This is a genomic window from Catellatospora sichuanensis (assembly GCF_007483665.1).
GTDB classification, from domain to species: Bacteria; Actinomycetota; Actinomycetes; order Mycobacteriales; family Micromonosporaceae; genus Catellatospora; species Catellatospora sichuanensis.
This window is the reverse complement of the sequence record NZ_ML660187.1, coordinates 282706-297825: the sequence shown is the minus strand read 5'-3', so window position 1 is coordinate 297825 and position 15120 is coordinate 282706. Positions and strand designations below refer to the sequence as shown.

The following is a 15120-nucleotide window of genomic DNA, read 5'->3' as shown; positions in this document are numbered from 1 at the left end:
GAGCCGTCGTGCGGGAGCTGACGGGCAGCCCGGTGCTTCAACCGAGCCCCGCTACACGGAATCGAAGGGTCGAGCGCATGAACGAGGCTGACAGGTGAGCGACCTCAACGCCGTGTGGCTGGCTGCCACCGACGAGCTCGCTGACGAGATCGTCTCGGCGCAGCACCGCGCGTACCTGCGGCTGACCCAGGCCCTCGCGGTGGTCGACGACCTCGTGCTGCTGAGCGTGCCGGACGCGTTCATCCGCGACATCATCGAGACGAAGCTGCGCACCGCCATCACCGACACGCTGTCCCGGATCATGGGGCGGCCGGTGCAGGTGGCCGTGAAGGTGCGGCCCCCGGACGAGTCTGCGGCCCGCCCGACGCCCCCGCCTCCGCCGCCCGCCGAGTACGCCCCGGTCGCATACACCGCGCCTGTCTATACCCCGCCGCCGATCGAGCATCCCGTCGTGGCGCCCGCCGCCGACGGCGAGGACGCGCTGTTCGCCGTTCCGGTGCCGCGGCACCCAGAGGTCGCCCCGGTGCGCGCCGCCTCGCTGCGCACCTCCGACCACCGCGACGGACCCTCCGACTCCGGCCCCGGCCGGGGCACCGGCCCGATGGACAGCCGTGCCGTGCCGCACCCGCTCGCGGCGGTACGCGAGGAGCGGGAGCGCCGTCCCGGCGCCACGCCCGGCTCAGCGGCAGGCGACGCCGGCGGCGGCAACAGGCTGAACCCGAAGTACCGCTTCGAGACGTTCGTCATCGGCTCGTCCAACCGCTTCGCGCACGCCGCGTCGGTGGCGGTCGCCGAGTCCCCGGCGAAGGCGTACAACCCGCTGTTCATCTACGGCGGCTCGGGGCTGGGCAAGACTCACCTGCTCCACGCGATCGGCCACTACGCCCAGGAGCTCGGCCACGCCCGCAGCGTCCGGTACGTGTCGACCGAGGAGTTCACCAACGACTTCATCAACTCGATCCGCGACGACAAGGCCAGCGCGTTCCAGCGGCGCTATCGCGACGTGGACATCCTCCTGATCGACGACATCCAGTTCCTGGAGAAGCGCGACCGGACCCAGGAGGAGTTCTTCCACACCTTCAACACCCTGCACAACGCGAACAAGCAGATCGTCATCACGTCGGACCGCTCGCCCAAGGCGCTGTCGACGCTGGAGGACCGGCTGCGCACCCGGTTCGAGTGGGGCCTGCTGGCCGACATCCAGCCGCCGGACCTCGAGACCCGCATCGCTATCCTGCAGAAGAAGGCCGCCCAGGAGCGCCTGCACGCGCCCGCCGACGTGCTGGAGTTCATCGCCTCCCGGGTGTCGAACTCGATCCGCGAACTCGAGGGCGCGCTGATCCGCGTCACCGCGTACGCCAACCTCAGCCGCGAGCAGGTCAAGCTGTCGATCGCGGAGGAGGTGCTGCGCGACTTCATCCCCGACGACGCGGCACCGGAGATCACCGCCGACCAGATCATGCTGTCGACGTCGGAGTACTTCGGCGTCAGCCTGGAGGACCTGCGCGGTCACTCCCGCTCCCGGGTGCTGGTCAACGCGCGGCAGGTGGCCATGTATCTGTGCCGCGAACTGACCGATCTCTCCCTGCCCCGGATCGGGCAGGCGTTCGGCGGCCGCGACCACACCACGGTCATGCACGCCGACCGCAAGATCCGGCAGCAGATGGCGGAGCGGCGATCCCTCTACAACCAGATCGCCGAACTCACCAACCGGATCAAGCAGATCTAGCTCGCCGGCAACGGCGACGGACGCGCCGTCGGTCCACTGACCTGAACGAAAGCGCCGTCGCGGTACGCGAACCCGCGCTCCTCGGGAGCGATGCGCGCTGCCCCGTCGTCGTTGCCGTACCCCTCGATCCGCACCGTGACCACGTCCCCGCGCACCGACACCAGCGCCGGGTCGATCCAGGGGAAGAAGTCGAACGTCCGGGAGTCGAGCACGAGGCCGAGCGGGCGGAGCGTGCCGTCGGCGACGGTCAACGCGAGCAGCTGCTTGCGCGTGAAGATCCCCTCGACCCGGCAGCTGACGAGCACGATCATCTCGTCCCCCGGGACCCCGTCGAGGTCCGCGCGGACCGGTGGGGACGGCTCGGCCACGGTCAGGTGGTTGTAGGGGCCGTCCCGCTCCGTGCCGTCGACGAACGTCCGGCGGCCCGCCGCGCACACGGCGATCGCCGGAACGTCGTAGGACGCGTTGCGCACATCCACCACCGGTTCGGAAGAAACTTCGGCGGAGGGCGATCCGCTGAGAGTCGGCGGCGTGGTCACCGGGCCAGCCGATCCGGAGGGCGTGGTCACCGGAGGCGGCAAGGACCTGCCGACCAGCACCGTGGTGGCGAACCCGCCCGACAGCACCACTGCCGCGGCGAGCACGGCCGCCGTCCTGCGCCGGGATCGACGGCGGGAGCCGGTGAGCACCCGGGGGTAGAGGTCGGCCGGAACCGCCTGCGCGGCGAGGTCGGCGAGCTGGGCGCGGAAGAAGTCGTTCATCGCAGCTTCCTGTCGCTGGTCGGGGAGTCGAGCAGATGCGGCGCGATGATGCGCAGCCTCGCCAGCGCCTTGGCGGACTGCGACTTGACCGTGCCGACCGTCACTCCGAGCAGCTCGGCGACCTCTGCCTCGGACAGATCCTCGAAGTAGCGCAGCACGAGCACCGCCCGCTGCCGGGCGCCGAGCAGGCTGAGCGCGTCCTGCAGGGCGAGCCGGGTCACCGACCGCGCCTGCTCGTCGACGGGGTAGGAGTTCACGCCCGGTTCGGGTGGGACGTCGGTCAGCCGCTCCGGGGTGCGTTTGCGGCGACGCCACCACGAGATCTGCAGGTGATACATGATCTTGCGGGTGTACGCCTCGGGGCTGCCGTCCCAGAGCCGGTGCCACACCTGATGGGTACGGATCAACGCGTCGTTGACGAGATCCTCGGCCAGATGCTGGTCGCCGGTGAGCAGATACGCCGCCCGCAGCAGCGCCGGCGTCCGTGCCCGTACGTAAGCCTCGAACTCTTCGGCGCGCGATGCGTCCATCGGGATCCGCCTTGTGGGTAGAGGGTGTCCGGTGCCGGATACGCCGCCAGTAAGTGGCCCGCGGCGACGAAAGGTTGCCCGTTGTCCACAGTGATCGTGGATAAGTCGGTGGATAACCCGGTGGATTGCCTGTGGATCCCCTGTGGACGGATGTGGACAGAGATTCCGCCAAAAATCTTGCTGTGGAAAGAGTGTGGACGCCCGTGTGGATGGAGCCCTTGATCCGTGGACAGCGGGCCATGATCGGTGGATATCGCTGTGGAGAACGTGGATGGGCTGTGTCCACAGTTTGGGGAGAACCTCTGGGGATTGCCGGTGGATAACCTGTGGACGTCGGTGGACAACCGGTGGACGAAGCTCCGGCTGTGGAGAACCAGGCCGGTTATCCACCGCTCGTCCACCGCTCCTCCACACCCCCACAAGCCTGCTGAGCAGCGGCAACGGCGTTAATCCACAGTTTCCACAGCACCGATGATGAAGACGGGAGTTATCTCTAAGAGAGAAATCAAGAAATCTTCGGGGCTCGGGAAGTTGTGGATGCTCGGCCGCCGCCGATCCACAGGGGTCGCCGAGGGGAGATCGCTCGGAGGTCCTAAGGTTTCAGTGGTCAGCTTGGCAGCATCGACGTGACCACAGGAGGGCTGAAGATGAAGTTTCGGGTAGAGCGTGACGCGCTCGCCGACGCCGTGGCCTGGACCGCCAAGAGCCTTCCGAGCCGGCCCTCGGTGCCGGTTCTGGCGGGCGTGATGCTGCGGGTCGCCGACGGCCGCCTGCACGTATCGGGCTTCGACTACGAGGTCTCCAACCAGGTGGACGTGGAGGTGCAGGCCGACGCGGACGGCGCGACCCTGGTCTCCGGCCGCCTGCTCGCCGAGATCACCAAAGCGCTCCCGGCCAAGCCGGTGGAGATCGCCGCTGTCGGCGCGCACCTGGAGCTGGTTTGCGGCAGTGCCCGGTTCACCCTGCCGACGATGCCGGTCGAGGACTACCCGACCCTGCCGGAGCTGCCCGCCAGCGCCGGCCGCGTCGACGCGGCGGTGTTCGCCTCGGCCGTGTCCCAGGTCGCCATCGCGGCCGGACGTGACGAGACGCTGCCGATGATGACCGGCGTGCGGATGGAGCTGTCCGGGGACACCCTGGCCCTGCTCGCCACCGACCGCTACCGGCTGGCCATCCGGGAGATCTCCTGGACGCCGGACGACCCGGAGATCAGCGTCAACGCCCTGGTTCCGGCGCGCACCCTGGCCGACACCGCCAAGACGCTCGGCCCGATCGGCGGCGAGGTCACCATCGCGCTGGCCGGCGGCGGAGCGGGTGAGGGCATGATCGGCTTCCTGGGCGGCTCGAAGGTCGGCGGCTCCCGCCGGACCACCAGCCGCCTGCTCGACGGCCAGTCGTACCCGCCGGTGCGCTCGCTGTTCGCGCCCAGCTATGCCTCCGAGGCCCGGGTCACCGTGTCGGCGCTGGTCGAGGTCGTCAAGCGTGTCTCGCTGGTGGCCGAGAAGGCCACACCGGTGCGGTTGAGCTTCAGCGAGGACGGTCTCGTGGTCGAGGCCGGCGGCACCGAGGAGGCGCGGGCGAGCGAGGCGATGGACGCCACCTTCACCGGTGAGTCGATGACGATCGCGTTCAACCCGCAGTACCTCATCGAGGGCCTGGGCGCGCTCGGCGCACCGACCGCGGTGTTCTCGTTCAACGACCCGTTCAAGCCCGCGGTGATCACCCCCGCCGACGCCGACGGTGCGGCGATCCCCGGGTTCCGCTACCTGATCATGCCGATCAGGGTGGGCCGCTGACACAGCGGCCAGGCTCCAACGCACCAAGGGGGAAGACATGCAGCTCGGTCTGGTCGGACTCGGCAAGATGGGCGGCAACATGCGTGACCGCCTGCGCGAGGCGGGTCACGAGGTAGTCGGTTATGACCGCAACCCGGAGCTCTCCGACGCCGAGAACCTGGCCGACCTCGTGGCCAAGCTGGAGGCGCCCCGCGCGGTGTGGGTGATGGTGCCTGCCGGCGTCACCGAGGCCACCATCGACCAGCTCGCCCCGCTGCTGAGCGCGGGCGACATCGTCATCGACGGCGGCAACTCGCGCTTCTCCTCCGACGGTCCGCGGGCCGAGCGGCTGGGCAAGCTCGGCATCGGCTACGTGGACTGCGGCGTGTCCGGTGGCGTGTGGGGCAAGGAGAACGGATACGGCCTGATGGTCGGCGGCTCGGACGAGAACGTCGGCCGGCTCATGCCGATCTTCGAGACGCTCAAGCCCGAGGGCGAGTTCGGCTTCGTGCACGCCGGCCCGGTCGGCGCCGGCCACTACGCCAAGATGGTGCACAACGGCATCGAGTACGGCCTCATGCACGCCTACGCCGAGGGCTTCGAGCTGCTCGAGGCCTCCGAGCTGGTCACCAACGTGCCGGGGGTGTTCCGGTCGTGGCGGGAGGGCACCGTCATCCGGTCCTGGCTGCTCGACCTGATGGACCTCGCGCTCACCGACGACGCGCACCTGGAGAAGCTGAAGGGCTACGCCGACGACACCGGCGAAGGCCGCTGGACCGTCGAGGAGGCCATCCGCCTCGCCGTGCCCATGCACGTGATCGCCGCATCGCTGTTCGCCCGCTTCGAGTCCCGCCAGGACGACTCGCCGGCCATGAAGGCGATCGCCGCACTGCGCAACCAGTTCGGTGGGCACGCCGTGCAGCAGGCCGGCTGAGTTGTACGTCAGAAGGCTCGAACTCGTCGACGTCCGCTCGTACCCACGGGTGGGCGTCGACCTCGAGCCGGGGCCGAACGTGCTGATCGGCCCGAACGGGGTGGGCAAGACCAACCTGGTCGAGGCGCTGGGCTATGTCGCCACCCTGGCCAGCCACCGGGTCTCCACCGACGCCCCGCTGGTGCGCGTCGGCGCGAGCACCGGCGTGATCCGGTGCGCGATCGTGCATGAGAGCCGCGAGCTGCTGGTCGAGCTGGAGATCGTGCCGGGCAAGGCCAACCGCGCCCGGCTCGGCCGCTCCCCGGCGCGGCGGCCCCGCGACATCCTCGGCGCGCTGCGGCTGGTGCTGTTCGCGCCCGAGGACCTGGCCCTGGTCCGCGGCGAGCCCGACCAGCGGCGGCGCTACCTCGACGACCTGCTCACGGCCCGGCAGCCCCGGTTCGCCGCGGTGCGGGCCGACTACGACCGGGTGCTCAAGCAGCGCAACGCCCTGCTGCGCACCGCGTACCTCAGCCGCAAGGTCGGCGGCGCGCGCGGCGGCGACCTCAGCACCCTCGAAGTGTGGGACACCCACCTCGCCGAGCACGGGGCGCAGCTGCTGCGGGCCCGGCTGAGCCTCGTCGAACAGCTCTCGCCGTTCCTGGAGGACGCCTACCAGCAGGTCAGCGCCGGAGTCGGCAAGGCGGTCGCGGAGTATCGCGCCTCGGTGCCCGAGCCGACGCCGGAGGCGATGATCGCCGCGCTGGCCGAGGTGCGCGCCGACGAGATCGCCCGGGGCACCACGCTGGCCGGGCCGCACCGCGACGACCTGGTGCTGCGGCTCGGCGACCTGCCCGTGAAGGGGTACGCCAGCCACGGCGAATCGTGGTCGTACGCCCTCGCGCTGCGCCTGGCCGGCTACAGCCTGCTTCGCGCGGACGGCATCGAGCCGGTGCTGATCCTCGACGACGTCTTCGCCGAGCTGGACACCGGTCGGCGCGAGCGGCTGGCGCAGCTCATCGGAGACGCCGCTCAGGTGATCATCACGTGCGCGGTGGAGGCCGACGTGCCGACCGCGCTGCGGGGAGCCCGATACTTCGTGACACCCGGAGAGGTGAGCCGTGGCTGACGCCGTACCCCCGGGGGAGCAGAACGGTCCGGAACTGGCGCGGGCCGCGCTCGACGCGGCGCTCAAGAAGCGCGCGGCGCGACACCAGGCCGCCGCGGAGTCGCGGGCCAAGGGGGAGAGCCCCGGCACGCGCTACCGGCCGCGCGGCTACTCCGGCCCCGGGCCCGATCCACGCGACCCCGCGAAGCTCGGCGACGTGCTGTCCCGGCTGATGAAGGCGCGCGGCTGGCAGCGGCCGACGGCCGAGGCGACCGTGTTCGGCGAGTGGGAGAAGTGCGTCGGCCCGGACATCGCCGCGCACAGCCGCCCGGTGAAGCTGGAGAACGGCGAGTTGACCGTCGAGGCCGAGTCCACGGCCTGGGCGACCCAGCTGCGCCTGCTGGCCCGCACCATCCTCACCCGCATCGCCGGCACCGTCGGCAACAACGTCGTGACCAAGCTCCACATCCACGGCCCCGCCGCCCCTTCCTGGTCCCACGGCCGCAAACGCGTCCGCGGCACCGGCCCCGGCGACACCTACGGCTGAGCCCGGCCCCGCCCTTCCGCCGGCCGGGCCGCCGGCGTCCCAAGATCGCCCGACTTGCCCGGCACCTGTGTGTATCTTGACCGCGCTTTCGCACACCTGCCCGGCAAGTCGAGTGGTCTTGGCGGTGCGCCGCGGTGCGGGTCCGGATCTTCGGAACCCGGGTGGCCGGTAGGGCATCTGAGGGCCATGCGGAAACTGTGGGGATCTCTTGCGGCACTTCTGGTGATGACGGCCGCGCTGGTGATCGGGCCGGCGGGGACGGCGTGCGCGTGCAGTTGCGCCGAGCCGGACCCGGTGAAGAACGCGGAGTGGGCCGACCTGGTGTTCGTCGGCGTGGTCGTCGACGTCGACCGTCCGGTGTTCAGCACGTCGACCGCGGATCTGATGACCGCCCGGCTCACCGTCGAGCAGGTCCGCAAGGGCAACGCGGCTGGTCACGTCGAGGTGAAGACGGCGATGGAGGGGCCGAGCTGCGGCTTCGACTTCGTCGAGGGCAACCGCTACCTGATCTACAGCCGGGAGGGCCAGACCAGCCTGTGCTCCGGCAACCAGCTGCTCGGCGCGGCTCCCGAGGTGGAACTGGAAGGCGACATGCCCGTCGCGGTGCTGGTCGGCGGCGGCGCGGTCGTGCTGATCGCCGCGATCGTGCTGTGGTGGGTGCTGCGCCGCCGGCAGTCGGCACGGCACGGCAGCGGACCTGCGGACGCCGGCCCGGCCGAAGCCGGGCCGGACGGTCAGGATTCGGCGTAGACGGCGAACCCGCGGTCGGCGCAGCGGCGGTAGAACTGGGCGAGCACCGCGAACTCCGACAGCGGGAAGCTCCACTGCGGGTCGCCGTCGGTCTCCTCGCGCAGCGAGTCCAGGCGCTGTTCGAGCCAGCGCAGCTGCTGCTCGGGAAGTCGGGAATCGGTCAGCGCGGCACGAAGCACCGCGGCGACGCTGTCGAACGTGACGGCGTCGCCGTGCGGTGCGTGTCCCGCGACGAACTTCTCCAGGCCGCCGGCGATCCAGGCGCAGCCGTCGGGGTCGATGACCGGGTCCTCGTCCTCCTCGGCGGCCTCGGTGGCGTAGAGCACACCTTTGAGCCCGAGCAGCAGATCGACGACCTCGGTGTACGCCGTCGCGCGGACCGTGCCGGTACGGGCGATGTGACCTGCCAGCGCGGCGGTCGGCGCGGCGGTGCTCGGCTGTTCGGCCAGCTCGGCGAAGTCGACGAATTCCGCGGGCGCCACCGGGTCGTAGAAGCGGCCCGTGGCCGGCCACTGCACCGCGACGTTGTCCAGACCCATGTCAGCCTCTCGAGCGCTTGAGTTCCAGGCCGTGCGCAACTTACGGCATACCGGGGACATTGCGCGACCCTCTGAACCGGTGCTTCTGGGCCCGCTCGCCACCGGCCCTCGGGAGCATCGTGTCCGTGGGGGGAGTTGCGACCGGAGGCTTTCGGGCGGCTACGGGGCTGCCAGGGCCTTGAAACGACGTTCTGTGGGTGCCGCGTGCGGCGAATGTCAGCACGACACAGTAGGATCGAGGGCGAGAGCAGAACACTGGGTGGACCGTGTACGCGACACCGGTGGGTTGTCCCGCACACCGCAGGTCCGCCCTGTGTTGCGCCGTGTGTCACCCCCGCCCCGCGTATGCCGATCCCGGCGAAGCCTGTCCCGGGTGCGCGGGTATGCGGACACGGCAGGCAGGACTGGTTGTCGTCCCCGTCGCCTCGGGCGGCGGAGGAGGGATTGAGAGTGGCAGCGCCGAAGCAGCAGAACAGCGACTACAACGCATCGTCGATCACCGTTCTGGAGGGCCTGGACGCGGTTCGCAAGCGTCCCGGCATGTACATCGGCTCCACCGGTGAGCGGGGCCTGCACCACCTCGTGTGGGAGGTGGTCGACAACTCCGTCGACGAGGCGCTCGCGGGGGTGTGCGACCTCATCTCCATCACGCTGACGGCCGACGGCGGGGTGCGGGTCGCCGACAACGGCCGCGGCATTCCGGTCGACATCCACCCCGTGGAGAAGCGGCCGACCGTCGAGGTCGTGATGACCGTGCTGCACGCGGGCGGCAAGTTCGACGGCAAGGCGTACGCGGTCTCCGGCGGTCTGCACGGCGTCGGCATCTCCGTGGTGAACGCCCTGTCGACGCGCATCGACCTGGAGATCCACAAGGACGGGTTCGTCTGGCGCCAGCGCTACGACCACTCCAAGCCCGGCCCGCTGGAGAAGGGCGAGCCGACCAACCGCACCGGCACGACCACCACCTTCTGGCCGGATCCGCAGATCTTCGAGACGGTCGAGTTCAACTTCGAGACGATCTACCGTCGAGTTCAGGAGATGGCGTTCCTCAACCGGGGCCTGACCATCGCGCTGCGCGACGAGCGCGCGCTGGCCACCGACGGCGAGGACGCCGAGGTCCGCGAGGTGACCTTCTGCTACAAGGGCGGCATCGCCGACTTCGTGCGGCACCTGAACAACACCAAGAGCCCCATCCACAAGTCGGTGGTCGAGTTCGGCGCCGAGGGCGAGAACATGTCGCTCGAGATCGCGATGCAGTGGAACGAGTCCTACGGGGAGTCGGTCTACACCTTCGCGAACACGATCAACACGCACGAGGGCGGCACCCACGAGGAGGGCTTCCGTGCGGCGCTGACGACCATCGTCAACAAGTACGGCGCCGACAAGAAGATCCTCAAGGGTGACGAGAAGCTCTCCGGTGAGGACATCCGCGAGGGTCTCGCCGCGATCATCTCGGTGAAGCTGGCCAACCCGCAGTTCGAGGGCCAGACCAAGACCAAGCTGGGCAACACCGAGGTCAAGAGCTTCGTGCAGAAGGTCTGCAACGAGTGGATGGCGGACTGGCTGGAGCGCAACCCCACCGAAGCCAAGATGATCATCACGAAGGCCTCGCAGGCCGCGCGGGCCCGAATCGCCGCCGCACAGGCGCGCAAGCTGGCCCGGCGCAAGTCGCTGCTGGAGTCCGGTTCCATGCCGGGCAAGCTGGCCGACTGCCAGTCGACCGACCCGAAGATGTGCGAGCTGTTCATCGTCGAGGGCGACTCGGCCGGCGGCTCGGCCAAGCAGGGCCGTGACCCGCGGGTGCAGGCGATCCTGCCGATCCGCGGCAAGATCTTGAACGTGGAGAAGGCGCGCATCGACAAGGTGCTGCGCAACAACGAGGTCCAGGCGCTGATCACCGCGTTGGGCACCGGCATCCACGACGACTTCGACATCGAGAAGCTGCGGTACCACAAGGTCGTGCTGATGGCCGACGCCGACGTCGACGGCCAGCACATCCAGACGCTGCTGCTGACGCTGCTGTTCCGCTTCATGCGCCCGCTGGTCGAGCTGGGGCACGTGTACCTCGCGTCGCCGCCACTGTTCAAGATCAAGTGGAACAAGAAGGGCGACGACGCGCAGTACGCGTACTCCGACCGCGAGCGCGACGGCCTGATCCGGCTGCGTCAGGAGACCAAGCCGAACGCCAAGCCGGACGACATTCAGCGGTTCAAGGGTCTGGGCGAGATGAACTACCCGGAGCTGTGGGAAACCACGATGAACCCGGGTACCCGGACATTGCGTCAGGTGACCTTGGACGACGCGGCAACCGCGGACGAACTCTTCAGCGTGCTGATGGGCGAGGACGTTGAGGCACGCCGCTCGTTCATCCAGCGCAACGCGAAGGATGTCCGCTTCCTCGACATCTAGTCGAGGTTGGGCAACTAGTCCTGGAACGTGCCGACCTGTGGATAGACACACTGTTTATCCACAGGTCGGGCCCTGATCCACAGCGTTATCCACAGCTTCCTCAGCTTCATACGCAGGAAAGAGTTCTAAACAGTGAGCGAGACTCCTGACACTCAGCCGGAAGAGGTTGGCGTGCACGGCCGCATCGAGCCCGTCGGGCTCGAGGTGGAGATGCAGCGCTCGTACCTCGACTACGCCATGAGCGTCATCGTCGGCCGGGCGCTGCCGGACGTGCGCGACGGCCTCAAGCCGGTACACCGCAAGATCCTGTACGCGATGTACGACGGCGGCTTCCGCCCCGACCGCGGCTACTTCAAGTGCGCCCGCGTCGTCGGCGAGGTGATGGGTAACTACCACCCGCACGGCGACACCGCGATCTACGACTCCCTGGTGCGCATGGCGCAGCCGTGGTCGCTGCGCTACCCGCTGATCGACGGCAACGGCAACTTCGGCTCGCCGGGCAACGACCCCGCCGCGGCCATGCGATACACCGAGTGCCGGCTGTTCCCGCTCGCGATGGAGCTGCTGCGCGACATCGACGAGGACACCGTCGACTTCATCCCGAACTACGACGGGCGTAACCAGGAGCCGACGATCCTGCCGGCCCGGTTCCCGAACCTGCTGGTCAACGGCTCCGAGGGCATCGCCGTCGGTATGGCCACCAAGATCCCGCCGCACAACCTGCGCGAGATCGGCCAGGCCGTGCAGTGGTGCCTGGACAACCCGGAGGCCGACGAGGCCGAGGTCCTCGAGGCCGCCCTCCGCATCGTCAAGGGCCCGGACTTCCCGACCCGCGGTCTGATCGTCGGCACCGGCACGATCGAGGAGGCGTACCGCACCGGTCGCGGCTCGATCCGCATGCGGGCCGTGGTCGAGGTCGAGGAGGACAAGAAGGGGCGCGCCTGCCTCGTCGTCACCGAGCTGCCGTACCAGGTCAACCCGGACAACCTCGCCGAGCGGGTGGCCGAGCTGGTCAAGGAGGGCAAGCTGGGCGGCATCGCGGACATCCGCGAGGAGTCGTCCGGCCGCACCGGCATGCGCCTGGTGCTCGTGCTCAAGCGCGACGCCGTGGCCAAGGTGGTGCTGAACAACCTCTACAAGCACACCCAGCTGCAGGAGACCTTCGGCGCGAACATGCTGGCGCTGGTCGACGGCGTGCCGCGCACGCTGAACCTCGCCCAGTTCCTGATGTACTACGTCAGCCACCAGATGGAGGTCATCCAGCGACGGACGGCCTTCCGCCTGCGCAAGGCCGAGGAGCGGGCCCACATCCTGCGCGGTCTGGTCAAGGCGCTGGACATGCTGGACGAGGTCATCGCGCTCATCCGCCGCGCGCCGAGCGCGGAGGAGTCGAAGACCGGCCTCATGGCGCTGCTCGACGTCGACGAGATCCAGGCGACCGCGATCCTCGACATGCAGCTGCGCCGGCTGGCCGCGCTGGAGCGTCAGAAGATCATCGACGAGCTGGCCCGGATCGAGATCGAGATCGCCGACCTCAAGGACATCCTCGCCAAGCCCGAGCGGCAGCGGAAGATCATCTCCGACGAGCTCGGCGAGATCGTGGCCAAGTGGGGCGACGACCGGCGCACGAAGATCATCCCGTTCGACGGCGAGGTCTCCATGGAGGACCTCATCGCGCGCGAGGACGTCGTGGTGACCATCACCCGTACCGGGTACGCCAAACGGACAAAGGTTGACCTGTACCGCTCGCAGAAGCGGGGCGGCAAGGGCGTCTCCGGGGCCACGCTGCGCCAGGACGACATCGTCAGCCACTTCTTCGTCTGTTCCACGCACGACTGGATCCTGTTCTTCACGAACAAGGGCCGGGTCTACCGCGCCAAGGCGTACGAGTTCCCCGAGGCGTCGCGCATCGCGAAGGGCCAGCACGTGGCGAACCTGCTGGCCTTCCAGCCGGACGAGCAGATCGCCCAGGTCATCGAGATCCAGAACTACGAGGTCGCGCCCTACCTGGTGCTGGCCACGAAGAACGGCCTGGTCAAGAAGACCGCGCTGGGGGAGTTCGACTCCAACCGCAGCGGTGGCATCATCGCGATCAACCTGCGCGACGACGACGAGCTCGTCGGCGCGGCGCTGATCGCCGCGGAGGACGACCTGCTGCTCGTCAGCAAGCAGGCACAGGCCATCCGCTTCAACGCCACCGACGACGCGCTGCGCCCCATGGGCCGCGCCACGTCAGGCGTCATCGGCATGCGCTTCGGCGACGGCGACGAACTGCTGGCCATGGAGGTGGTCCGGGATGGCATGGACGTCCTCGTGGCGACCAACGGCGGCTATGCCAAGCGCACTCCGATCGACGAGTACCCGGTCCAGGGCCGGGGTGGAAAGGGCGTACTGACCGCAAAGATCACCGAACGCCGTGGCGGACTGGTGGGTGCGGTCGTTATCAGCCCGGAAGACGAGCTCTTCGCTATCACGAGCAACGGCGGAGTTATCCGAACTCCGGTGAAGCCCGTGCGGCGGACGCGCGATCGGAACACAATGGGTGTCAAGCTGATGGACCTCCCAGAAGGCGTAACCCTCGTCGCCATTGCCCGCAATGCCGATGAGCCGGACGAACAGGACTAGTGCATGACGGAGACACAGGCGATGTCGGAGACCGCGGGGGCTCCGGCGAGTCCGGTCGAGAAGGACGGCGGCGACGCCGCCTCGTCGACCGGCCGGGCGGCCGTAGGCCGCGCGACAGTCCCCGCTGATCAGTCCGAGCCGACCCCGGCCCGGTCCGCGACCGGGGGTGACGAGTCGGCCGGCAGCACCGCCGCTGCCGCCACGACCACCACCGGCACCTTCACCCGGCCGGCGGGCATGCCCGTCCCGGATTCGGAGCCCACGGGCGCCATCGCGACCTCCGAGCGGCCGGCGACGGCCACCGGGCGGGCCGCGGCCGGCTCCTCGACGCTGCGCTCTGTGGTCAGCAGTGCCAGCGCCGGCGCGGTGCGTGTCACCGAAGCCGTGCGCGCGGCGCGTACCAGCGCCGGCTCGGCCGCTTCGCGCGGCCCGCGCCGGGCCCGGCTGAGCATCAAGCGCATCGACCCGTGGTCGGTGATGAAGTTCTCCTTCGCCGTGTCCTTCGTGCTCCTGGTCGTCATCGTGGTCGCCACCTCGGTGCTGTACCTGGCACTGGACGCGATGGGCGTGTTCAACTCGTTGAACACGACCCTGGCCGACCTGTTCGCCTCGAACGGCAGCGCTGGCGACTTCCGCATCAGCGCCAGCGCGGTGATCGGGACGTCGGCCATCCTGGGTGCGATCAACGTGGTGCTCTTCACCGCGCTGATGACCCTGGGCGCGTTCATCTACAACGTCTGCGCCGACCTGGTCGGCGGCGTCGAGATCACGCTCGCCGAGCGCGACTGATTCACGCCACACCCACAGCGGTCCGCGGCTCGCCCACGGACCGCTGTGGCGTGCCCGCACGGCGCGTCCGCAGCCCACTGGCAAGATCGCTGTTTCGTGTCAGAACCCAGGGCCGGACCGCAGGTTCCGGCATGAAACGACGATCTTCACAGTCGCCCGGCACCCGCGACGGGACACGCCACGCGGGAGGGGATACCGGTTTGGAAGAGGCGTCAGCGGTGCGGTAAGGTTCGTTGTCGCGCGGGGCTATAGCTCAGTCGGTTAGAGCGCAGAGCTGATAACTCTGAGGTCGCTGGTTCGATTCCAGCTAGCCCCACTCCCGAGCGTTAAGGTGCTCATCATGTGGAAGAAGCTGCTGATCGTCGCCGGAGTCGGCGTTGCGGTCGCACTGGTCGCCAAGAAGCTGCGGGCGGCCAACGACGAGCGGGCGTTGTGGCACGAGGCCACCACCGCACCGGATCTTCGCTGAGTCAGACGGGCCGAGCCCGTCCCTCGGGGCCTTAGCTCAATTGGCAGAGCACCGCCTTTGCAAGGCGGGGGTTAGGAGTTCGATTCTCCTAGGCTCCACTCATTTGCCCACGCTGGTCACCGCCGTCCTTCGGCGAGTGGCCAGTTTTGTTTTTCGAAGGTCGCCTGCGGCGGCTC

At 69.1% G+C, this 15120-nt stretch carries 13 protein-coding genes and 2 tRNA genes; 12 read left to right on the top strand and 3 right to left on the bottom strand.

Translation table 11 applies throughout. The features are described 5' to 3' along the window. Window positions 1-94 precede the first annotated feature (94 nt). Entirely contained in the window at window positions 95-1729 is a 1635-nt protein-coding gene (gene dnaA / locus FLL47_RS08610) for a chromosomal replication initiator protein DnaA (RefSeq protein ID WP_144119902.1), read from the top strand. Here the strand turns inward: dnaA and FLL47_RS08605 are convergent. Both FLL47_RS08605 and FLL47_RS08600 read right to left on the bottom strand, forming a co-directional pair. Continuing rightward, window positions 1726-2490, bottom strand: coding sequence for a hypothetical protein (locus FLL47_RS08605; protein ID WP_144119901.1), 765 nt, complete (start codon window positions 2488-2490; stop codon window positions 1726-1728). The genes dnaA and FLL47_RS08605 overlap by 4 nt on opposite strands. Beyond that, window positions 2487-3020: a SigE family RNA polymerase sigma factor gene (locus tag FLL47_RS08600; RefSeq protein ID WP_144119900.1), complete on the bottom strand. Its 534-nt coding sequence runs from the start codon at window positions 3018-3020 to the stop codon at window positions 2487-2489. The genes FLL47_RS08605 and FLL47_RS08600 overlap by 4 nt, the downstream gene beginning before the upstream one ends. Before the next feature lie 647 nt (window positions 3021-3667). On the opposite strand from FLL47_RS08600, the gene dnaN reads away from it, so the two are divergent. The 5 genes from dnaN to FLL47_RS08575 all read left to right on the top strand — a co-directional run bounded on the left by dnaN (window position 3668) and on the right by FLL47_RS08575 (window position 8113). Next, window positions 3668-4816, top strand: coding sequence for a DNA polymerase III subunit beta (gene dnaN / locus FLL47_RS08595; RefSeq protein WP_144119899.1), 1149 nt, complete (start codon window positions 3668-3670; stop codon window positions 4814-4816). Window positions 4817-4853: 37 nt separating this feature from the next. Next, the gene (gene gnd, locus FLL47_RS08590; RefSeq protein ID WP_144119898.1) at window positions 4854-5729 is read left to right on the top strand and encodes a phosphogluconate dehydrogenase (NAD(+)-dependent, decarboxylating); all 876 of its coding nucleotides are present in this window, start codon (window positions 4854-4856) and stop codon (window positions 5727-5729) included. A gap of 1 nt (window position 5730) precedes the next feature. Then, window positions 5731-6837 carry a DNA replication/repair protein RecF gene (gene recF, locus FLL47_RS08585; RefSeq protein WP_144119897.1) on the top strand — a complete coding sequence of 369 codons (1107 nt, stop codon included), beginning with the start codon at window positions 5731-5733 and terminating at the stop codon, window positions 6835-6837. Continuing rightward, window positions 6830-7363: a DciA family protein gene (locus FLL47_RS08580; protein WP_144119896.1), complete on the top strand. Its 534-nt coding sequence runs from the start codon at window positions 6830-6832 to the stop codon at window positions 7361-7363. The genes recF and FLL47_RS08580 overlap by 8 nt, the downstream gene beginning before the upstream one ends. Before the next feature lie 225 nt (window positions 7364-7588). After that, complete coding sequence (locus FLL47_RS08575) at window positions 7589-8113, top strand: EGFR-like transmembrane domain-containing protein (protein WP_144119895.1); 525 nt, start codon at window positions 7589-7591, stop codon at window positions 8111-8113. On the opposite strand, the gene FLL47_RS08570 is transcribed toward FLL47_RS08575, so the two are convergent. Then, on the bottom strand, window positions 8098-8652 hold the full coding sequence (locus FLL47_RS08570) for a hypothetical protein (RefSeq protein ID WP_144119894.1): 555 nt from the start codon (window positions 8650-8652) through the stop codon (window positions 8098-8100). The genes FLL47_RS08575 and FLL47_RS08570 overlap by 16 nt on opposite strands. A 450-nt stretch (window positions 8653-9102) precedes the next feature. On the opposite strand from FLL47_RS08570, the gene gyrB reads away from it, so the two are divergent. The 6 genes from gyrB (at window position 9103) to FLL47_RS08545 (ending at window position 15042) form a co-directional block, all read left to right on the top strand. Next, complete coding sequence (gene gyrB, locus FLL47_RS08565) at window positions 9103-11061, top strand: DNA topoisomerase (ATP-hydrolyzing) subunit B (protein ID WP_246157663.1); 1959 nt, start codon at window positions 9103-9105, stop codon at window positions 11059-11061. A gap of 132 nt (window positions 11062-11193) precedes the next feature. Next, window positions 11194-13686, top strand: coding sequence for a DNA gyrase subunit A (gene gyrA / locus FLL47_RS08560; protein WP_144119892.1), 2493 nt, complete (start codon window positions 11194-11196; stop codon window positions 13684-13686). A 3-nt stretch (window positions 13687-13689) separates the two neighbouring features. Next, complete coding sequence (locus FLL47_RS08555) at window positions 13690-14475, top strand: DUF3566 domain-containing protein (protein WP_144119891.1); 786 nt, start codon at window positions 13690-13692, stop codon at window positions 14473-14475. Between the two features lie 242 nt (window positions 14476-14717). Further along, window positions 14718-14791, top strand: a tRNA-Ile gene (locus FLL47_RS08550). A 24-nt stretch (window positions 14792-14815) separates the two neighbouring features. Next, window positions 14816-14944 carry a DLW-39 family protein gene (locus FLL47_RS43570; RefSeq protein ID WP_222106000.1) on the top strand — a complete coding sequence of 43 codons (129 nt, stop codon included), beginning with the start codon at window positions 14816-14818 and terminating at the stop codon, window positions 14942-14944. A gap of 25 nt (window positions 14945-14969) precedes the next feature. Beyond that, window positions 14970-15042, top strand: a tRNA-Ala gene (locus FLL47_RS08545). Window positions 15043-15120 lie beyond the last annotated feature (78 nt).